Here is a 20,491-nt window from a genome sequence, read left to right on the forward strand (position 1 = left end):
TAGCCGGGCCCGAGGATATTCTGTCCGGTGATGGCCAGACTCCTGCTCCTGACGGACGACCTGGCGCCGAGCGCCGAGGTGCTCCCGGCCCTCGGGTTGCTGGGTCATCAGGTGCGCTCGCTGCCGGCCGAGGTCTCCGCCGTCGTGGACGCCCCCGCGGTCGACGTCGTGCTCGTCGACGCGCGCACCGAGCTGGCCCGCGCCCGCTCGCTGTGCCGGGTCCTGCGCACCACGGGCACGAGCGCTCCGGTCATCGCCGTCCTCACCGAGGGCGGCCTCACGGCCGTCAACGCCGAATGGGCCGTCGACGACATCCTGCTCGAGTCAGCCGGCCCCGCCGAGGTCGAGGCCAGGCTGCGCCTGGCGATCACCCGGGTCGAGGCGCCCGCCGAGGACGACCACCGCATCGTCGCGGGCGACCTGACCATCGACGAGGACAGCTACTCCGCCCGCATCGACGACCGCCTACTCGACCTGACGTACAAGGAGTTCGAGCTCCTCAAGCACTTGGCGCAGCACCCCGGCCGCGTCTTCACCCGAGCCCAGCTCCTCCAGGAGGTCTGGGGGTACGACTACTACGGAGGGACCCGCACCGTGGACGTCCACGTCCGGCGCCTGCGCGCCAAGCTCGGCAGCGAGCACGAGCAGCTCATCGGCACGATCCGCAATGTCGGCTACCGCCTCGTCGTCACCCGTGAGGACGACCCGACCCCCGACCCGGCGGTGGTCGAATGACAGCGGGTGCCACCCCCTTCGCCCGTCTGTCCGACGACCACGTGCAGCAGGTGCGCGCCGGCGCCGACCTGGCCGCCGTGCACGACGGGGTCGCACCCCTGAGCGAGGCCTTCGTCCTCGCCCTCCCCCGCGAGGGCGACCACCTCGTGGTCACCGACGGCGACGCCGTCGTCGGGTACGCGGCCACCGCCGCGGACGGGTCGCTCGAGGCCTTCGTCGTCCCGGAGCAACGCGGCCGCGGGATCGGCCGCACCCTGCTCACCGCGGCGCTCGAGCGGCGCCCCGACGTGCGCCCGTGGGCGCACGGGGACCTGCCCGCGTCCCGCGCGCTCGGCGAGCGCCTCGGGCTGCAGGTCGTGCGCGAGCTGCTCGTCCTCTCCCGCAACGTGCAGCCGGGCGACGAGCAAAACCCGGCCTTCCCCGACGGGGTGCGTCACCGCACCTTCCGCCCCGGCGAGGACGAAGGGAGCTTGCTCGCCGTCAACGCGGCCGCCTTCGTCGACCACCCCGAGCAGGGCGCGCTCGATGCCCCGGGGCTGGCCGAGCGCATGGCCCAGCCGTGGTTCGACCCGGAGGGCGTGCTCCTGCTCGAGGACCCGGCACACGGTGAGCGGGTCGTCGGCTTCCACTGGACCAAGATCGACCCCCCGGGCGGTGAGATCGGCGAGGTCTACGTCGTCGGCCTCCATCCCGACGTGCACGGGCGCGGTCTGGCGGGGCCGCTCACCCGGCTCGGCCTGGCCCACCTGGCCCGACGAGGCGTCACCGAGGTCGAGCTCTACGTCGAGGCCGACAACCACCCGGCCCTGGCGACCTACCGGCGAGCGGGCTTCACGCGCAAGGCCGTCCATGTCATGTACGCGCGACGCAGTTCACCGCCGGTTCACGACGCGGTGCAAGGATGAGGGCCATGTCGGACGCCTCGAACCCCGCCCCCCGACCCTCGGTGGTGGCGCCCCGCGTCGCAGCCGCGACGCCGGGGGACGTCACGATCTCCTCCTCCTCGCCCGCGGCCACCAACGAGCTGCGGCCCCGGTCCGCCGACGGGCGCTTCGTGCGCGTGGCCCCGCACGAGGAGTCCCTGTCCGACCTGCCGAGCGACCGCTTCCTCGACCGCGAGCTCAGCTGGCTGCAGTTCAACGAGCGGGTCCTGCAGCTCGCCGCCGACGAGACCGTGCCGCTGCTCGAGCGAGCCCGCTTCCTCGCGATCTTCACGAGCAACCTCGACGAGTTCTTCATGGTCCGCGTCGCCGGGCTCAAGCGCCGCATCGCCACCGGCATCGCCGTGCGCAGCCCCTCCGGCCTCGAGCCGCGCGAGGTCCTCGAGCACATCTCCCGGGTCGCCCACGACCTCTCGGCGATGCAGACCCGGATCTTCGAGGACAGCGTCCGGCCCGCGCTCGTCGACGAGGGCATCAGCATCGTGCGCTGGAGCGAGGTCGAGCCGGCCGAGCAGGAGCGGCTCGGCAAGCTCTTCAGCGACGAGATCTACCCCGTGCTCACCCCGCTGGCCGTGGACCCGGCCCACCCCTTCCCGTACATCTCCGGTCTCTCGCTCAACCTCGCGGTCATCCTCATCAACCCCAAGACGGGCAAGGAGCACTTCGCGCGGATCAAGATGCCGCCCTCGCTCCCCCGATTCCTCAAGGTGCGCCGCGCCAGGGCCTCGGTGACCTCCGACCTCTTCGAGGCCCGCTTCGTCCCGCTCGAGGACGTCATCGCCGCCCACCTGGACCAGCTGTTCCCCGGCATGGAGGTGCACGAGCACTACTCCTTCCGCGTCACCCGCAACGAGGACCTCGAGGTCGAGGAGGACGACGCCGAGAACCTCCTGGCCGCGTTGGAGAAGGAGCTGACCCGGCGGCGCTTCGGACCGCCCGTGCGGCTCGAGGTCGAGGAGGACCTCGACGACCACGTCATGGAGCTGCTCACCCGCGAGCTCGGGGTCACCCAGGACGAGGTCTACCGACTGCCGGCACCGCTGGACCTGCGCGGTCTGAACGAGATCGCCGACATCGACCGCACCGACCTGCACTTCCCGCCCTTCGTCGCCCGGACCAATGCCGACCTCGCGCCGGCCGAGTCGTCCAAGGCAGCCAACCTCTTCGAGCGGATCTCTCGGCAGGACGTGCTGCTGCAGCACCCCTATGACTCGTTCTCCACGTCGGTGCAGGCCTTCCTCGAGCAGGCCGCGGCCGACCCCCACGTGCTCGCGATCAAGCAGACGCTCTACCGCACGAGCGGTGACAGCCCGATCGTCGACGCCCTCATCGACGCGGCCGAGGCCGGCAAGCAGGTGCTCGCCGTCGTCGAGATCAAGGCCCGCTTCGACGAGCAGAACAACATCGAGTGGGCCCGCAAGCTCGAGCACGCCGGCGTGCACGTCGTCTACGGCATCGTCGGCCTGAAGACCCACTGCAAGCTGGCCCTCGTCGTGCGCCAGGAGGCCGACGGCCTCAAGCGCTACTGCCACGTCGGCACCGGCAACTACAACCCGAAGACGGCCCGTCTCTACGAGGACATGGGGCTGCTCACCGCCGACCCGGAGGTCGGTCAGGACCTCACCCGCTTGTTCAACCAGCTCTCCGGCCTGGCGCCCCGCAGCAAGTTCAAGCGGCTGCTCGTCGCCCCGCGCAACATCCGCGACGGGCTGGTAGAGCGCATCGAGCGGCAGATCGAGCGGCAGGCCCGCAGCGGTGACGGGTACGTCGCGTTCAAGGTCAACTCGCTCGTCGACGAGGCGACGATCGACGCGTTGTACCGAGCGAGCATCGCCGGGGTGCGCGTCGACATCTGGGTGCGCGGCATCTGCACCCTGCGCCCGGGCATCGAGGGACTGAGCGACAACATCCGCGTGCACTCGGTGCTCGGACGCTTCCTCGAGCACTCGCGCGTCTTCCTCTTCGGCTCCGGCGAGGAGCGGGAGGCGTGGTTCGGCTCGGCGGACCTCATGCACCGCAACCTCGACCGGCGAGTCGAGGCCCTCGTGCGCATCACCCAGCCGCGACACGTCGACCAGCTCTTCGACCTCATGGCCCGCGGCATGTCGGGCGACTACGCCCACTGGTCCCTCGACGGCGACGGCCGGTGGACCCGGGTCCACCTCGACACCGACGGCGCCCCGCTGCCCGATGTCCAGGCCGCCCTCATCGCGATGCACGCCAAGCGGCGACGCAAGGCGCGGCGCTGACGATGGCGACGGTCCTGGCGGCAGGCACGCTGCCGTGGCGGCGTCGGCGCGGGCGGCTCCAGGTCGCCCTCGTCCACCGTCCCCGGTATGACGACTGGTCCTGGGCCAAGGGCAAGCTCGACCGCGGGGAGACCTTCCCCGTCGCGGGTGTGCGCGAGACCCTCGAGGAGACCGGCCTGCGCGTGCGCCTGGGCCATCCCCTCCCGACGACGACGTACACGGTGGCGAGCGGGTCCGGTCGGGCGGTCAAGGAGGTGCGCTACTGGGCGGCCGAGGTCACCGGCGGGGACGGGGGCCTGGTCCACGAGATCGACGAGGTGGCCTGGCTCGAGGCCGACGAGGCGCTGGAGCGGCTGACCTACGCGCACGACCGCGCCCAGATGGACGCCCTGGTCGCCGCCGACGCGACCGGCACCCTCACGACCTGGCCGTTGGCGATCCTGCGCCACGCCAAGGCACGTCCGCGCTCGAGCTGGGACGACGACGACTGGCTGCGGCCGCTCGACGACCAAGGACGGGCGCAGGCAGCCGACCTCGTGCCGCTCCTGGCCGGTTACGGGATCGAGCGTCTCGTGAGCAGCCCCTCCACGCGCGCCAGCGACACACTGGCCCCCTACGCGACCGCGACCGGCGGGCGGCTGCGGCTCAAGCCCGGCCTGTCCGAGGAGGGCTACGCACAGGACCCGAGCCGGGCGGGACACCACCTCGACCGGCTCCTCGAGCGGGGGGTGCCCGCCTGCCTCTGCAGCCACGGCCCGGTGCTCCCCGACCTCGTCAACCGGTTGCTCGCGCGGGTCGACCCGCGGCTCGCACCCGGCCTGGTCGCCCGCTCGGTCATCGAGGACGTCGCGTCCTCGGGCCTGGCGAAGGGGGAGGTCCTCGTGGCCCACATCGTGGGCACCGGCGACGGGGCCAGGGTCGTGGCAGCCGAGCGCCACCATCCGCTCGACCGCGGGTGAAGGGCTACCCGCCGGTCACCCGCATACATCGACTGTGATGAACTCGCGACCCGAACCACGCACTGTGCAGGTCCGATTCACCCACTGTTCACCGATTGCGGCCCGTCCGGTCACCGACCGTCCCTACCTTCGACCTGTACGACCACGGCGGTCGCGGCGGGCTGCCGTCGCACGTCGTGTCCCACCCCTGTAGAGAGGTCTGACAGACGTGATCCGTTCCACCCGTAGCCGCAAGGCCCTGACCGCCACCGCTGCTCTTGCCCTGACGTTCACCATGGCCGCCTGCGGCGCGGGCAACGAGGGCAACAGCTCCTCGTCCGGTGGCGACGGCGACTCCGCCGCCGTCGCCGGTGCGATCAAGGGCGCCGGAGCCTCCACCCAGGAGAAGGCGCAGGCCGAGTGGGCCGCCAAGTTCTCCGAGACCAACCCCGACGCCACCGTCGAGTACTCGCCCGACGGCTCCGGCACCGGCCGTGAGAAGTTCATCAACGGCGCCGTCCAGTTCGCCGGCTCCGACGCCGCGATGGACGAGGAGGAGCTCGCCTCCGCCAAGGAGGGTGGCTGCACCGCCGAGACCATCCAGTTCCCGATCTACGTCGCGCCGATCGCCGTCGCCTACAACCTCGAGGGCGTCGACGACCTGAACCTCTCCGCCGACACGATCGCCAAGATCTTCGACCAGAAGATCAAGAAGTGGGACGACCCGGCCATCAAGAAGGAGAACCCGGACGCCGACCTGCCGTCGACGGCCATCACCCCGGTCAACCGCTCGGACGAGTCCGGCACGACCGAGAACTTCACCGCCTACCTCACCGAGGCCGCTGGCGACTCCTGGAGCCACGGCGAGGTCGAGACCTGGCCGGTCAAGGGTGGCGAGGCCGCCAAGGGCACCTCGGGTGTCGTCAGCACGATCGAGTCCGGTGACGGCACCATCGGTTACGCCGACGCCGCCCAGATCGGTGAGCTGAGCGCCGCCAAGATCAAGGTCGGCGAGGAGTTCGTCGAGTACACCCCCGCGGCCGCCGCCGACGCCCTCTCGGGTGCCGAGCGCGCCGTCCCGGACAGCAAGACCGACTACTCGGTCAAGCTGGACCGCGGCAAGGTCAAGGACGGCGCCTACCCGATCGTCCTCGTCTCCTACGCGATCGCGTGCAGCAAGTACGACGACGCCGAGGTCGCCAACACGGTCAAGGCCTACCTCGAGTACGCGGCCTCCACCGAGGGCCAGGAGGACGCCTCCGCGGCCGCTGGCAACGCCCCGCTCACCGGCGAGGCCCTGGAGAACGCCAAGGCTGCCATCGGGAACATCGCGACCGACTGACCACGCGTTTCCGTGGACTCGGCACGGCCCCGTGACCGACACTGAGTCGGTCACGGGGCCTTTGCCCTGCACAACCCCTCACCCCTGGGAGACCTCGTGAGCACCACCACCGCCCCTGCCCGGCCGCAGGCCGTCCGCCGACCGGGTGACCGGATCTTTGGCGGCGCCGCCGTCGGGTCCGGCGTCCTGATCCTCATCACCCTCGCCGCCGTCGCCGCCTTCCTCCTCTACCAGGCCTGGCCGGCCATCGTCGCCGACCCGACCGAGGTGCGCGGCGAGCAGGGCCTGCTCTGGTACGTCGGCCCGCTGATCTTCGGCACCCTCCTCAGCTCGATCATCGCCCTGGTGATCGCCTTCCCGCTGTCGATCGGGATCGCGCTCTTCATCAGCCACTACGCACCGCGCCGCCTGGCGCAGGGGCTGGGTTACGTCATCGACCTGCTCGCCGCCGTGCCGTCGATCATCTTCGGCCTGTGGGGCCTGTCGATCGCCACCGAGGCCGTCCCGTCCTTCAACGTCATCAGCGAGTACCTCGGCTGGATCCCGCTCTTCGGCGGTCAGGTCACGGTCACCGGCCGCACGATGCTGATGATCGGCATCGTCCTGGCGATCATGATCCTGCCGATCATGACGGCGGTGAACCGCGAGGTCTTCCTGCAGACCCCGCGCCTGCACGAGGAGGCCTCCCTCGCCCTCGGCGCCACCCGGTGGGAGATGATCCGCCAGACGGTCATCCCCTTCGGCCGATCCGGTGTCATCTCGGGCGCCATGCTCGGCCTCGGCCGCGCACTCGGTGAGACGATGGCCGTCGCCATCATCCTGTCCCCGAGCGCCCGCTACTCGTGGGAGCTGCTCACCTCCGCCTCGGCGGGCACCATCGCCGGTGACATCGCGCTGAACTTCCCGGAGTCCTTCGGCGTCGAGCGCAACACCCTCTTCGTCTCGGGCCTGGCCCTCTTCGTCGTCACCCTGCTCGTCAACATGTTCGCCCGGTGGATCATCTCCCGCCGCGCCGAGTTCTCGGGAGCCAACTGATGAACGACCTCATGACCGATCCCGCACAGGCCGTCCCCGAGGCGAGCCCCAACCAGAGCGGCCGGCTCGGCCGCAACGCACGACTGGGCATCCTCGTCGGTTCCGTCGTCGTGGCGCTGGCCATCCAGCTCCTCCTCTTCGGCTGGAGCATCCTCGGGCTGCTCTTCATCGCCGCCCTCATCTACTGCGTGGCGATCTACGTGGTCTCCCGCGCCGTGGAGGGCCACCGGCACGCGATGGACCGGCTCGTGACCGGCGTCGTGACGACCGCCTTCCTCATCGCCATGGTGCCGCTGGTGTCGGTGACCGTGACGATCGTCGACCGGGGTCTCGCACGCTTCGACGCCGAGTTCTTCACCTACTCGATGCAGGGTGTGGGTGCCGGCGAGGTCGGTGGCGCCTACCACGCGATCATCGGCACGCTCATCGTCACCGGCCTGGCCTCGCTCATCTCGATCCCGATCGGCCTGTTCGCCGGCATCTACCTCGTCGAGTACGGCGGCAAGAGCCGGGTCGCCCGCTGGCTGACCTTCTTCGTCGACGTCATGACGGGTATCCCCTCGATCGTCGCCGGTCTGTTCGCGATCTCGCTCTTCACGCTGATCTTCGGCCCGGCCTACCAGTCGGGCATCGTCGGCGCGGTCGCGCTGTCGGTGCTGATGATCCCGACGGTGGTGCGCTCCAGCGAGGAGATGCTGCGCCTGGTGCCCAACGAGCTGCGTGAGGCCAGCTACGCCCTCGGCGTCCCGAAGTGGCTGACGATCGTCAAGGTCGTCATCCCGACGGCCATCGCCGGCCTGGCGACGGGCGTCACCCTCGCGATCGCCCGTGTCATGGGTGAGACCGCCCCGCTGCTCATCACGATGGGCGCGGCCCGCGGGACCAACTTCAACCCCTTCGAGGGGTCGATGGCGGCGCTGCCGCTCTTCGCCTACCAGCAGTACGCGAGCCCCGGCCTGGACCGTCAGGCCTCCCTCGACACTGCCTTCACCGCGGCCCTGGTCCTGATGATCATCGTCATGATCCTCAACGTCCTCGCCCGCCTCATCTCCAAGTTCTTCGCCCCCAAGACCGGTCGCTGACGCGACAGACAAGGAACGCGACGTGTCCAAGCGCATCGACGTCAAGAACCTCGACATCTACTACAGCGACTTCCTCGCCGTGAAGGACGTCTCCGTCACCATCGAGCCCCGCTCGGTCACGGCCCTCATCGGTCCGTCCGGCTGCGGCAAGTCGACCTTCCTCCGCTCGCTCAACCGCATGCACGAGGTCATCCCGGGCGCCCACGTCCAGGGTGAGGTCATCATCGACGGGGAGAACCTCTACGGCAAGGGCGTGGACCCGGTCAACGTCCGCCGCAAGGTCGGGATGGTCTTCCAGAAGCCCAACCCCTTCCCCACCATGTCGATCCGCGAGAACGTCCTCGCGGGCGTGAAGCTGAACAACAAGCGGATCAACAAGAAGGACGCGGACGAGCTGGTCGAGACCAGCCTGCGTGGCGCCAACCTGTGGAACGAGGTCAAGGACCGGCTGGAGAAGCCCGGCTCCGGCCTCTCCGGTGGTCAGCAGCAGCGGCTGTGCATCGCCCGCACGATCGCGGTCAAGCCCGAGGTCGTCCTCATGGACGAGCCGTGCTCGGCGCTCGACCCGATCTCCACGCTCGCGGTCGAGGACCTCATCGCGGAGCTGAAGGAGAACTACACGATCGTCATCGTGACGCACAACATGCAGCAGGCGGCGCGGTGCTCCGACCGCACCGGCTTCTTCAACATCGAGGGCACCGGCAAGCCGGGTCAGCTCGTGGAGTTCGACGACACGCAGAAGATCTTCAACAACCCGACGCAGAAGGCCACCGAGGACTACATCTCGGGTCGCTTCGGGTGACCTCTCGCCCCCTTCGTCGGGGGCCCACGAACGGCGACGGCCGACGGATCCGCAGGGGGGATCCGTCGGCCGTTCGTCGTGCCGGGTCGGGCGAAGGGGGTCAGACGCCCAGCAGCGGCATCGCGACCCACATGACGAGCGCCGCGGACAGACCCGCGCCGGGGAAGGTGAGGACCCAGGCGCCGACGATGTTCTTCGCCACGCCCCACCGCACGGCCTTGAGCGAGCGGGTGGCCCCGACGCCCATGATCGCCGAGGTGATGGCGTGGGTCGTCGAGATCGGGGCCCGCAGCATCGTCGCCACGTAGAGGATCGAGGCGGCCGTGACCTCCGCCGCGAAGCCCTGCGGCGGATCGAGGTGGATGATCCCCCGGCCGAGGGTGCGCATGATGCGCCACCCTCCCGCGTAGGTGCCCAGGGAGATGACGACAGCGGACATGACGAGCACCCAGAGCGGGATGCTGTGGTCGTCGGACCCCTGGTGGCCCGAGACCGTGAGCGCGAGGACGACGACGCCGGCGGTCTTGGCGGCGTCCTGCATGCCGTGCCCGAAGGCCATCGCGGCGGCGGAGGCCGTCTGGGCCATCCGGAAGCCGCGCTTGGTCCGACCGGGGTGGGCCTCGCGGAAGATGCGCAGGATCAGGCGCATGACGAGGAACCCGACGACGACGCCGACGACCGGCGACAGGACCATCGGGATGATGACCAGCTCGAGGACGCCCTCCCACTTCACGGCCGCCCCCGCGGCCAGGGCCGCTCCCCCGAGTCCGCCGATGAGGGCGTGCGAGGACGAGGACGGCAGGCCGCGCCACCACGTGAGCATGTTCCAGGCGATGGCGCCGATCAGCGCGGCCCCGCAGAGCACCAGGCCCAGGCGCCCGTCGGGGGCGTCGATGATGCCCTGGCCGACCGTCTCGGCGACCTTGGCGCCGAAGAAGGCTCCGAAGAGGTTGGCCACGGCCGCCATGGCCAGCGCGGCGCGGGGCGTCAGGGCCCGGGTCGACACCGAGGTGGCGATCGCGTTGGCCGCGTCATGGAAGCCGTTGGTGTAGTTGAAGCCCATCGCCAGGAGCGTGACGATGGCCACGGGGATCCACTCCACGGGGGTCAGGACTCCTTGATGGCGATGGTCTCGACCCGGTGGGCGACCCTTTCGAAGGCGTCGGCTGCCTGCTCGAGGCGCTCGATGATGTCCTTGTGCTTGATGACCTCGATGGGGTCGGTCACCGCACCGCCGAAGAGGTCGCGCAGCAGGGTGCGGTAGATGACGTCACCCTGGTTCTCCAGGCGGTTGATCTCCACCCAGTAGTCGCGCAGCTCCTTCATCGTCGACAGGCGTGGCATCGCCTCAGCGGTAAGTTCGGCCATGCGCGAGATGACCTCCATCTGCTGCGTGACCTCCGGCATGAGGCCGTCCATGCGGTAGAGCACGACCATCTGGCCGACGGACTCGAGGGCGTCGGTGCAGTCGTCGAGCGCGGCGGCCAGCTCGACGATGTCACCGTGGTCGAAGGGGGTGACGAAGCTCGAGTTCACCTTGTGGATGATGGCGTGCGTCGCCTCGTCCGCCTCGTGCTCGATGGACTTCAGCTGGGGCAGCAGCTCCTCCCGCTCGGTGGCGCCGGACGCCAGCATCTGGGTGAGGGTCGACGCCGCGTCGACGCCCAAGCGAGCGCTGTCGGCGAGGAGCTTGTAGAACGCATCGTCCTGGGCGGACGGTCGGAAGAGGCCCACGGGCAGTCAGACTCCGGGTCAGGGAAGGAAGGTCGACCCAAGACTAGGACCGTTGTGCCACGAACGCGTCATCGGGCGTTCACCCGCTCGACACGAGTGGTGCACCGGGTCGGGAGCGCCTCACGGCGCACGGCCGCTCGTGGCGGCGTATTTTGGGACCCGGGGCTACCGCGACCCGGTGCACCGAACCAGCGTAACGGCGACGAAGGTCACGCGTATTCCCGCGACGGGACTCAGTCCAGTGCGCCGCGGCGCCACAGCCGGGCGCATGCCTCGAGGTCCTCGGCCGTGGTCACCATCGCAGCCGCCGACTCGACGTCGCCCTCCTCGAGGTGGGCCCGTCCGGTGGCCACGACCCGACAAAAGGCAGCGGCCCGCTCCAGGGCGACGGCGAGGTCGCCGTCGAAGAGCCCTCCGAGGATGCGGTCGGACAGCTCGCGCACCTCGTCGGCACCGGGCGGGTCGACCACCCCGGCGATGACGTGGCTGACCTGGGCCACCGCGAGGCCGGAGGCGTACTCGTACGCGGCGACCTCGGGGTTGCGGTGGATCCATGCCCGCAGGACGTAGACCCGCCAGAGGGCACCCGGGAGGCTGCGGGCAGGACGGCCCGCCCAGAGCTGGGCCAGGGTGTCGATGCCGACGTCCTCGACGAGGCGCACCAGGCGCTCGGTGGTCGCGGGCGCCGCGTCGCCCCGCCCGGCGTCGACGACCGTGCGGGCCGCCGCGTGGGCGGCCGCGGCGGTCTCCGCGGGGTCGGGCAGGGTGCCGCCGTGGGCCTCCATGGCGTCCGGCCCGAAGTGGAGCGGACGACGTGGCTTGCCCGGCTCGGCCATCGTCAGCGCTTGTTGCGGGTGAGCAGCGCCCGCACGAGCGTGACGGCCTCGGACTGCGACAGCTCGGTGCGCGAGGTCTCCCACGAGGCGTGCAGCAGCCGGCGCATCTCGGTGTTGGCCCACAGGTGCTTGCCGCCGAGGTTGTCGGCGGCGTCCTTGAGCGCGGTGGCGACGTCGCCGTCCGGCGCGAGCTCGGCGATGCCCCAGTCGTCCGCGGTCGACGCGTCGAGGGTGCGTCCGCCGAGGCCGAAGGCCAGGGCCCGCTGCTGCCCGATCGCGCGGGGCAGGAGCCAGGCCAGCCCGGGGTCCGGAGCCCCGGTGCCACCCTTGGGCGCGACGCAGAAGGTCGCGTCGTCGGCGCAGAAGGCGAGGTCTCCGGCGAGGACGAGTCCCAGCCCCGAGCCCATCGCGCGCCCGTGCACGCCGACGAGGACGAGCTTGGTCGAGGAGTTGAGCAGGGCGAAGAGCTCCTCGAGCGCGGCCGCCAGCTCGAAGACCGCGGTGGTCGGGTCATCGGCCTGCTCGGCGTCGCTCGTGTCGGACCCGAGGCAGAAGTCCTCGCCGTTCGCGGTCAGCGTGATGATGTCGACGTAGGGGTCCCCGAGAGCGCGCTCGACGTGGTCGCGCAGCGCACGGGCCATGTCGAGGTCGAGGGCATTGCCCGCCTCGGGCCGGTCGAGGACGAGTCGGGCCAGTCGGTCGGATGCTTCGTACGTAACTCCCACAACCGCAACCATAGTCACCGCAGGCGCGCACGCCCATGGCTCCCGCGACCGGTCCCCTCCGCCGGGTCCGTCATGGCTCGAGGTCGAACTCGGGCTCGATGTCGCTCGCGGGCACGAGCTCGTGTTCCTCCAGGGCCTGACGCAGCTGCTCCGCGGAGTTGATGTTCAGCGGTCCGCTCGTCCAGGCGGGGATGGGCAGGTTGAGGTATCGCTTCTCCTTGACGGCCGGCAGGTCCTTGGTCGCCGGGTTGGACTCGAGGACCTTGACCTTGTCCTCGAAGGTCTGGCCGTCGTAGTCGACGAAGGCGAAGAAGTCCGGCTCGGAGGAGACGAGCTGCTCCCACGACACCTCGGTCCAGGTGTCCTTGACGTCCTCGGTCGCGTTCTTGGCGCCGGCGGCCTCGATGATCGCCTGCGGACCGCCGAAGGACCCGGAGGTGAAGATCTGCTTGGTGCCGGAGTCGAAGAGGAAGACCGTGGGGGCCTGCTTCGCCTGCGGCGCGTCCTCGAGCGCCTGCAGCCGCGTGGCGATGTCCTCGTTGACCTGCGTGGCCTCGTCCTCGCGTCCGGTGATCTTGCCGAGGTTGTCGATGTCGGCCTCCAGGGCCTCCCACGGGGGCATCGTGCCGCGCTTGCCGTCGGCCTGGCGGCAGCTCTCGGACAGGACGTACCCGGCGATGCCACGGTCCGCGAGCAGGTCCGGGGTGAGCTTCTTTTCCTCGGTGTACCCGTAGTTCCAGCCAGCGAGCATGACGTCGGGCTTCTGCGCCACGACGTTCTCCATCGTCGGGTAGTCCTTGGTCGCGACGTGGAGCCCGTCGACGACGTCGGCACCGTAGGCCGTCGCGAGGGCCTCCTTGGTGTCGCTGAGTTCGCTGACGCCCGCGACCTGGTCCTGGGCGCCGAGAGCGAGCACCATCGACAGCAGGTTGCCGTCGCCGCCGACGTACATGGCCTGCGCCGGCGACGGGAAGGTCACCTCCTCGTCGCAGTTGGTGATCGTCACCTCGCCCGCCGAGGCCGACGAGGTGGAGTCGGCATCCGCGCCACCTCCACAGGCAGCGAGGAGGGAGCCGGCCAGGGCGAGCGCGCCGACAGCGCGGGCAGTGCGAAGGGGGGTCATGCCAGGGCCTTTCGGGTGGTGGCCACGGGTGCCCCCGGGCCGAGGGTGAGGTGGACCCGGCCGGTGGACGGGTCGGTGAGCTGGAGCGCGTCGACGGCGAAGACCTCACGCACGAGAGCCGGGGTCAGCACGTCGGTCGGTGCGCCGACCGCGTGCAGCCGGCCCTCGTGGAGCACCGCGACGCGGTCGAAGTGCGAGGCCGCCAGGGACAGGTCGTGCACCGCCGCGAGCACGGTGCGCCCGAGCCCGCGCACGGTGTCGAGCAGCTGGATCTGGTGGTGGACGTCGAGGTGGTTGGTCGGCTCGTCGAGGACGAGCAGGTCGGTGCCCTGCGCGAGCCCGCGGGCGAGCATCGCCCGTCGTCGTTCGCCGCCCGACATGTGCTGGCAAGGGTGGTCGACCTTGTGGGCCAGGCCGACCGAGGCGAGCGCGTCGAGGACGATGCGGCGTTCCCCCTTCGCCCCGACGGACCACGGGGGCCGGTGCGGGATGCGACCCATGGCGACCATCTCGCCGACGAGCAGGTCCTCCGGCGGGCCCTCCTCCTGACCGACGTACGCCAGACGGCCGGCGCGCTGCCTGGGCGTGAGGGTCCGCAGGTCGGCGCCATCGACGTGCACCGAGCCGGTCACGGCGGGCAGGAGGCCGACGAGGGTGCGGAGGAGCGTGGACTTGCCGCTGCCGTTGCGGCCGACGAGGGCGACCATCTCCCCCTTCGCGATGTCGATGTCGACGCCGGAGACGATCGGGTGACCGCCGATCGCGCAGGTGAGACCGTGGCTGGTGAGGTGGGTCATTCGCCGCCTCCTGAGTAGCTGTAGTGGCGTCGGCCGAGCAGGAAGAGGAAGATCGGCGCCCCGACGAGGCCGGTGACGACGCTGAGCGGGATCTCCTGCGGGCGCACGATGACCCGGGCCGCGACGTCGACCCAGAGCATGAAGAGGGCGCCACCGACGGCCGCCACCGGCAGGACGTTGCGGTGCAGGGCACCGACGAGGATCCGGGCGAGGTGCGGCACGACGAGCCCGACGAACCCGATCCCCCCGGACACGGCGACGAGCACCCCGACGAGCACCGAGGTGAGGACGAAGAGACCGACCCGCAGCGCCTTGACCGGCACCCCGAGCGCCGACGCGACGTCAGCGCCGGCCGCGAGCGCGTCGAGCCACGAGTGCAGCGCGAGGAGGATCGCCATGGCGACCGCGACGACGATCACCGACGGCAGGATCTGGTCCCACACCGAGCCGGAGAGGCTCCCGAGCAGCCAGAAGAGCACCGACTGCGTGGCCCGCGGGTCGGCGCTGAAGAAGACGAGGAAGCTCGAGACGGAGGAGAAGGCGGCGGACATCACGACACCGGTCAGCACGAGGCGAAGGGGGGTGATGCCGCCCTGCCACATCGAGATCCCGAAGACGAGCGCCGTCGCCGCGAGCGCGCCGCCCAGGGCCCCGAAGGACAGCGCCCAGATGCCCAGTCCGCTGAAGACCCCGAGGACGATGACGAGGGTGGCACCCACCCCGGCTCCCGCAGAGACCCCGAGCAGGTAGGGGTCGGCGAGCGGGTTGCGCACGAGGGTCTGCATGCACGCGCCCGCCATGGCCAGGCCGGCGCCCACGACCATGCCCATGATGATGCGCGGAGCCCGCAGCTCCCAGACGATCGTGTCGTAGGTCGGGTCGGCCCCGACACCGCCGGAGAGGCGGGCGCGCAGGACGTCGACGACGCCGGCGACCTCGAGCGGCTCCGAGCCGAGGGCCAGAGAGACGACGGCGCTGACGAGCGTCAGGACGGCGAGGGAGACCAGCAGCGGGCCGGTGGGGACCCGACGGCCGCCGGGACGGTCATGGGACACAGAGGTCTCCAGGTGCATCGGGGGCCTGATCGCGAGGCCCGGTCGGATGGACGAGCCAGCAGGTCTTCGGACTCGGGGTCATCCCGACGGGGCGCCTTCCCGGGCTGGTTGCCCAGTGGCCTGATACCCCGCCAGTCACCCTCACCGCTGCGCGACAGTCCCGGATTCGCACCGGGTTCCCTTGCACTGGTGTGCGTCTGGCTCGGTGCCGACAGTACGCCATGGGGAGGTGGGGGTCCCGGGGGCGTCCGTAGGGTGGGGTGATGAGCGATGACGGCCGCACCCAGCGCGAGCGGATGCTCGCCGGCGACGAGTACGACGCGAGCGACCCCGAGCTGGCCGCGGCGAGCGCCGGGGCACGCGAGCTGCAGGAGCGGTACCACCGGGCGAGCCTCGAGGGTGGGGACGCCCGGGCGATCCTGCAGGAGCTCATCGGTGACCTCGGTGAGGACGTCGAGGTGCGCCCGCCCCTCTTCGTCGACTACGGCAGCAACATCAGCATCGGGGCGCGCACCTTCGTCAACTACAACCTCACCGCGCTCGACGTGACCCCGATCCGCATCGGGCAGGACTGCCAGATCGGGCCCGGCGTCCAGCTGCTCACGCCGACCCACCCGCTCGAGCCGGGTCCTCGCCGGGACAAGGTCGAGGCCGGCGAGCCGATCACCATCGGTGACAACGTGTGGCTCGGCGGCGGCGTCATCGTCTGCCCCGGGGTGACGATCGGCGACGACTCCGTCATCGGCGCGGGCTCCGTCGTCACCCGCGACATCCCGGCCGGCGTCGTCGCGGTCGGCAATCCCGCCCGGGTGGTCCGCGAGCTCTGACCGCCGGCCGGTCGCGGGGCGGGGCGCCGCCCTTCGTCCGTCCGTAGACTGCGACGACGGCACCGACTGAGGGGACGCACATGCAGGCACGCAGCACCTGGGGCGCGCTGCTCGCGCTGACGATGACCATCGGCGGCTGCTCCCTCGTCGACGGGGACCCGCCGCAGGGCACGAGCTCCTCCCCCACGCCGTCGAGCACGCCGGAGGACACGTCGGTCGAGCTCTTCGACCCGCCCACGGAGGGCCGCGACTGGGTGGTCGTCGTCGAGGACCCCGCCGACACGCAGCAGGTGGCCGACGCGCTCGAGGCCGACGGCCTCGCGCTCACCTCGGTCAACCGCGCCGTCGGCATGGTGACCCTGCGCAGCGCGGACGACGACGTGCAGGAGCGGGCGAAGGGGGTCGACGGAGTCTCCGCGGCCGTCACCGACCGCAGCGAGGACTGGCAGCCGGACGACCCGCGACTGCCGGAGGCAGGTGACCTGACCCCGGCGACCGACATCCCACCGCCGCCGACGGCACCCGAGGGCGCGGACCCCTTCGACGGGTGGCTGTGGGGCACCGAGGCGATCGGCGTCGCCGACGCGCACCAGGTGACCACCGGGCGCCGCGAGGTGCGGGTCGGGATCCTCGACACGGGTGTCGACGCCGACCACCCGGACCTTGCGCCCGTGCTCGACACCGGGCTCTCCAAGTCCTTCGTCAGCGACATCGCCGACATCGACGGGCCGTGCGAGGCCGAGGACTGCGTCGACCCGGTCGGGGAGGACGACAACGGGCACGGCACGCACGTCGCCGGCACGGTCGCGGCCGCGGCCAACGGACTCGGGGTCACCGGGGTCGCGCCGGGGGTCACGCTCGTCGACCTGCGCGCCGGCCAGGACTCCGGCATGTTCTTCCTCGGCCCGACGGTCAACGCACTGACCTACGCGGCCGACCAGGAGATCGACGTGGTCAACATGAGCTACTACGTCGACCCGTGGCTCGTCGCGTGCAGCGGTGGGGCGCAAGGGGACTCGCCCGAGCAGGCCGCATTCCAGGACGTCGCGATCGAGCTGATGCACCGCACCTACACGGTCGCGCACGAGGGTGGCGTCACCCTCGTGACCTCCGCCGGCAACGAGGGTGCCGACGTCGGAGCCAAGGGGCCGGACGAGACGAGCCCCAACTACGGCGACGTCGCCCACGCGCGCACCGTCGACCCCGCTGAGTGCGAGCGCCTCCCGCTGGACGGCAAGCGCGTCGTCGGCGTCGCCTCGGTCGACGAGGGCGACGAGCGCTCGACCTTTTCGAACTGGACCTCCGACCCGGACGACCAGCGGATCGACGTCGCGGCGCCCGGCGGGCAGGAGACCGACGGCCGCGGCGGCATCCTCTCCGCGATGCCGCGCGGGCTCGCGCGCGCCGAGGGCGCGATCGACGACGAGGGGCGGGTGACCGAGTCGGGCAACCAGCGGGTCGTGCGCAGCTGCCCCGACGGCATCGGCGCCACCGACCCCGACCCGGACGAGCGCTGCGGGCTCTACACGTGGCTGCAGGGGACCTCGATGGCCGCTCCCCACGTGGCCGGCGTGGCGGCCCTGATCATCAGCGCCGAGGACGAGCGGATGAACCCCGACGACGTCGCGGCCCGACTGCGGGAGACCGCGCGGGACATGGACTGCCCGGCGGACGAGGGCGTCGTGCACTGCGAGGGCACGAGCGAGCGCAACGGGATCTACGGCGAGGGGATCGTCGACGCGGCTGCCGCGGTGGAGTGAGGCCGCGAGCGGGTGGGCTCTGGCGGAACCGGGGGCTCAGGCGGCGCAGTCGCCGGTGTCGACAGGTGAGGTGGAGCGCACGCCCTGCTCGATGACCGGGCGGGTCTCGTCGAGGGTGAGCACGTAGCCGGTGCCGGAGTCGGTCACCGACTTGGCGAAGACGGTGCCGACGACCTGCCCGGTCGAGGACAGCAGCGGGCCGCCCGAGTTGCCGTGCTCGACGCGCGCGTTGACGGAGTAGATGTCGCGGGTGACGCCCGGGCTGCCGTCGATGGCCGTACCGCGGGCTTCGATGCGCTCGCGCACGCGACCGGGCTCGACGTCGTAGGGACCGCCGAGGGGGAATCCGGCGACGGCCACGGCGTCGCCGCGGGCCAGGTCTGGGCCGGAGGGCAGCGGTTGCGCCTGCAGGTCGGGCACGGCGAGGACGGCGACGTCGGTGCGCGGGTCGTGGGCGACGACGGCGGCGGGCAGGCTGGGGCCGTCACCGCCGACCTGGACCATGGGGGCGTCCACGCCGGCGACGACGTGCGCGTTGGTGACGACCCGCTGGGGCGCGACCACCCAGCCGCTGCCGGAGGACCCGGTGCCGCAGTCGGGGGCCGTGCCGGTCACCTTGACCACGGAGGCGCCGGCCGCCTCGACGCCGCGGCCCTCCACGACGTCCTGCGGTGGCGGCTCGACCGGCCGGATGGCCTCGCGCTGCACTCCGGAGAAGACACGCGGCAGTCCGTCGGCGGCCAGGCGTCGGTAGGCGCTGGACAGCGCCCGGTCGGCACTGTCGGGCATGACCCGGTCGATGCCGTGCAGGACGCGGGAGTCGGCCAGTGCCCGGGGAGGCGAAGGGAGTACCCCCAGGGCCGCCGACGCGACGAACCACACGAGGCTCGCGCCGACGACGAGGGCGGCGACGCCGCCGAGCACCGAGTCGAGGGCGCGGCTGGGACGGTGGGTCAGGCGCGAGCGGAAGCGCCACCCGAGGACGGCGCCCAGCTGCTGGCCGAGTGCGGCGGCTCCGATGGTGCCGACGACGAGGAAGAGCACGCGCGCCCGCGGGTCACCGGCCGTCGCCGACCAGTCCTGGAGCGGTCCGGGCAGGACCCACAGGGCGAGCAGCCCGCCGGCGACCATGCCCGCGATCGACAGCACGCCCGCGACGAGGCCGGTGCGGTACATGCCGACCACGTAGCCGACGAGCAGCAGGAGCAGCACGACGTCCAGGATCAGCGCGGGTGTCATGGGGCTCCTCGGGTCCGGCCCGCAGCGGGCGGGTCCGGGCACGTCATCACACCACGCTGGGAGTCAGGTGAGTGGGCCCCGTGGGACTCGAACCCACAACCTACGGATTAAAAGTCCGCAGCTCTGACCGATTGAGCTAGAGGCCCGGGGGATGGGGAGTTTAGTCGGGAGAACCCTGGGGACTTCCCTGGGGACAATGTGCCCCGACTCTTGCCAGCCCACCGAGAGGGTACCCGCCCGTCGCCTTGGCTCCCACGCACGAGGAACTTTCGCCCTCCATCGGTCTCCTGCGACAAGACTCCGTTTCGTGAGCGGAGCCGCACGCGCGACGAGCGGGCAGATCCTTCACAGGAGCAGGTGGCGACCTTGCGCCGGTGGGCGACGGGAGCGGTCCGCATGGCCGAGCTCGCCCGAGACTGGGACCGGCCACACTCGCGGGTGCAGAACGAACTGACGGCCACGGCACTGGCCCTGATCGCGGCCCACTTGGAAGACCTACCGAGGTGGGTCCAGGCCCGCTCGAGTGGCCTGGGTGACGAGGCCATCGCCGACCTGTCGGGCACCATGGCCTGCGTCGTGGCGCTGGCCCTGGACGGCTGGCCCGTCTCCGGTCTCCCAGATATCGGTGACGCGGTGAAGGCGCTGCGCCGATGGAGTGCAGGTGAGCCTGTCTCTCAGGTGGCCGGTGCCCTAGGGGTGCCGGTGGCGCGACTGCGCCGGCAACTCGTCGAGGGGCACAGTGAACTGACGCCGCGCCGGCTTACTACGTCAGACCTTGGGGCGCGTTACGGGTGGACCCCATCAGCGATCTCCCAGTACCGACGCAAAGGCACGCTGCCGGCAGTTGACGGTCTCGAGGGCAGCCGCGCCTGGTGGTGGGAAGCCACGATCGACAGTTGGGAAAACGCGCGCGAGCTGCACTGGTGCCGTGAGTGCGAACATGCATTCGTCGCCGTGTCAGGGCTGAAGGAGCACAGCACCCGCATCCACGGGTGCTGACGGTCCATCGTGTGGCACTCTGCGGTCCGGCTCAGCTGAAGTGTTCCTTGAGGCGGTAGGTGTCGTCAGGGGCTCCCACGTCTGCTGGGTCGAGTTCGCCCGCAGCAGACCGGCCATAGACCGAAATCCCAACTGTCAGTCTCGACGGGACGTCAGCAATTGCCCGCAGGCAGTTCTCGTAGACGGTGCGCGCCTCATTCGGATCGTCAGGCAGTCCGATCTCCCCTCGCAGGAACCACCCTGAGCTACCGCCGCTGCTCTCCACCGTGACA

General features: G+C 71.1%; 20 protein-coding genes, 1 tRNA gene and 1 riboswitch. Of the genes, 11 read left to right on the top strand and 10 right to left on the bottom strand.

Annotated elements, in window-relative coordinates:
* The first annotated feature begins 30 nt into the window (after positions 1-30).
* From JAN01S_RS05440 to pstB, 8 genes are all read left to right on the top strand, one after another.
* The gene (locus JAN01S_RS05440) at positions 31-735 is read left to right on the top strand and encodes a winged helix-turn-helix domain-containing protein (RefSeq protein WP_068314847.1); all 705 of its coding nucleotides are present in this window, start codon (positions 31-33) and stop codon (positions 733-735) included.
* Positions 732-1,640 carry a mycothiol synthase gene (gene mshD / locus JAN01S_RS05445; protein ID WP_068314850.1) on the top strand — a complete coding sequence of 303 codons (909 nt, stop codon included), beginning with the start codon at positions 732-734 and terminating at the stop codon, positions 1,638-1,640. The genes JAN01S_RS05440 and mshD overlap by 4 nt, the downstream gene beginning before the upstream one ends.
* 5 nt (positions 1,641-1,645) lie before the next feature.
* Positions 1,646-3,925, top strand: a complete 2,280-nt coding sequence (locus JAN01S_RS05450; RefSeq protein WP_068314853.1) for an RNA degradosome polyphosphate kinase — start codon at positions 1,646-1,648, stop codon at positions 3,923-3,925.
* 2 nt (positions 3,926-3,927) lie between these two features.
* Entirely contained in the window at positions 3,928-4,884 is a 957-nt protein-coding gene (locus tag JAN01S_RS05455) for an NUDIX hydrolase (protein WP_068314856.1), read from the top strand.
* A gap of 208 nt (positions 4,885-5,092) precedes the next feature.
* Complete coding sequence (gene pstS, locus JAN01S_RS05460; RefSeq protein WP_244884763.1) at positions 5,093-6,205, top strand: phosphate ABC transporter substrate-binding protein PstS; 1,113 nt, start codon at positions 5,093-5,095, stop codon at positions 6,203-6,205.
* 96 nt (positions 6,206-6,301) lie between these two features.
* Positions 6,302-7,240 carry a phosphate ABC transporter permease subunit PstC gene (gene pstC, locus JAN01S_RS05465; protein ID WP_068314861.1) on the top strand — a complete coding sequence of 313 codons (939 nt, stop codon included), beginning with the start codon at positions 6,302-6,304 and terminating at the stop codon, positions 7,238-7,240.
* Between the two features lie 11 nt (positions 7,241-7,251).
* The gene (gene pstA, locus JAN01S_RS05470) at positions 7,252-8,322 is read left to right on the top strand and encodes a phosphate ABC transporter permease PstA (RefSeq protein ID WP_068314903.1); all 1,071 of its coding nucleotides are present in this window, start codon (positions 7,252-7,254) and stop codon (positions 8,320-8,322) included.
* A 22-nt stretch (positions 8,323-8,344) separates the two neighbouring features.
* Positions 8,345-9,124, top strand: a complete 780-nt coding sequence (gene pstB, locus JAN01S_RS05475; RefSeq protein WP_068314864.1) for a phosphate ABC transporter ATP-binding protein PstB — start codon at positions 8,345-8,347, stop codon at positions 9,122-9,124.
* Between the two features lie 100 nt (positions 9,125-9,224).
* On the opposite strand, the gene JAN01S_RS05480 is transcribed toward pstB, so the two are convergent.
* From JAN01S_RS05480 to JAN01S_RS05510, 7 genes are all read right to left on the bottom strand, one after another.
* Positions 9,225-10,226, bottom strand: a complete 1,002-nt coding sequence (locus JAN01S_RS05480; RefSeq protein ID WP_280513176.1) for an inorganic phosphate transporter — start codon at positions 10,224-10,226, stop codon at positions 9,225-9,227.
* Positions 10,227-10,231: 5 nt separating this feature from the next.
* Positions 10,232-10,858, bottom strand: a complete 627-nt coding sequence (locus tag JAN01S_RS05485; protein ID WP_068314867.1) for a DUF47 domain-containing protein — start codon at positions 10,856-10,858, stop codon at positions 10,232-10,234.
* Between the two features lie 233 nt (positions 10,859-11,091).
* A complete protein-coding gene (locus JAN01S_RS05490; protein ID WP_068314870.1) occupies positions 11,092-11,694 on the bottom strand; it encodes a hypothetical protein in 603 nt (200 codons plus the stop codon).
* A 2-nt stretch (positions 11,695-11,696) separates the two neighbouring features.
* Complete coding sequence (locus JAN01S_RS05495) at positions 11,697-12,419, bottom strand: enoyl-CoA hydratase/isomerase family protein (protein ID WP_068314874.1); 723 nt, start codon at positions 12,417-12,419, stop codon at positions 11,697-11,699.
* Between the two features lie 70 nt (positions 12,420-12,489).
* Entirely contained in the window at positions 12,490-13,542 is a 1,053-nt protein-coding gene (locus JAN01S_RS05500; protein WP_068314877.1) for an ABC transporter substrate-binding protein, read from the bottom strand.
* Positions 13,539-14,339 carry an ABC transporter ATP-binding protein gene (locus JAN01S_RS05505; protein WP_068314880.1) on the bottom strand — a complete coding sequence of 267 codons (801 nt, stop codon included), beginning with the start codon at positions 14,337-14,339 and terminating at the stop codon, positions 13,539-13,541. Before JAN01S_RS05505 ends, JAN01S_RS05500 begins: the two co-directional genes overlap by 4 nt.
* Positions 14,336-15,394, bottom strand: a complete 1,059-nt coding sequence (locus tag JAN01S_RS05510) for a FecCD family ABC transporter permease (protein WP_244884764.1) — start codon at positions 15,392-15,394, stop codon at positions 14,336-14,338. The genes JAN01S_RS05505 and JAN01S_RS05510 overlap by 4 nt, the downstream gene beginning before the upstream one ends.
* A 41-nt stretch (positions 15,395-15,435) precedes the next feature.
* Positions 15,436-15,611, bottom strand: a riboswitch (cobalamin riboswitch).
* A gap of 46 nt (positions 15,612-15,657) precedes the next feature.
* On the opposite strand from JAN01S_RS05510, the gene JAN01S_RS05515 reads away from it, so the two are divergent.
* Positions 15,658-16,221, top strand: coding sequence for a sugar O-acetyltransferase (locus JAN01S_RS05515; RefSeq protein WP_068314883.1), 564 nt, complete (start codon positions 15,658-15,660; stop codon positions 16,219-16,221).
* 80 nt (positions 16,222-16,301) lie between these two features.
* Positions 16,302-17,981, top strand: coding sequence for a S8 family peptidase (locus tag JAN01S_RS05520; protein ID WP_068314886.1), 1,680 nt, complete (start codon positions 16,302-16,304; stop codon positions 17,979-17,981).
* Positions 17,982-18,017: 36 nt separating this feature from the next.
* Here the strand turns inward: JAN01S_RS05520 and JAN01S_RS05525 are convergent, their stop codons facing one another.
* Positions 18,018-19,220, bottom strand: a complete 1,203-nt coding sequence (locus JAN01S_RS05525; protein WP_068314889.1) for a MarP family serine protease — start codon at positions 19,218-19,220, stop codon at positions 18,018-18,020.
* Between the two features lie 72 nt (positions 19,221-19,292).
* A tRNA-Lys gene (locus JAN01S_RS05530) sits at positions 19,293-19,366 on the bottom strand.
* Positions 19,367-19,616: 250 nt separating this feature from the next.
* On the opposite strand from JAN01S_RS05530, the gene JAN01S_RS05535 reads away from it, so the two are divergent.
* Complete coding sequence (locus JAN01S_RS05535) at positions 19,617-20,219, top strand: hypothetical protein (protein WP_157075612.1); 603 nt, start codon at positions 19,617-19,619, stop codon at positions 20,217-20,219.
* A gap of 31 nt (positions 20,220-20,250) precedes the next feature.
* On the opposite strand, the gene JAN01S_RS17375 is transcribed toward JAN01S_RS05535, so the two are convergent.
* Positions 20,251-20,491 (bottom strand): hypothetical protein (locus JAN01S_RS17375; protein WP_218000004.1); only part of this gene is annotated, 241 nt, incomplete at its 5' end.

This window comes from Janibacter anophelis NBRC 107843, assembly GCF_001570945.1.
In the GTDB taxonomy this organism is placed as follows: domain Bacteria; phylum Actinomycetota; class Actinomycetes; order Actinomycetales; family Dermatophilaceae; genus Janibacter; species Janibacter anophelis.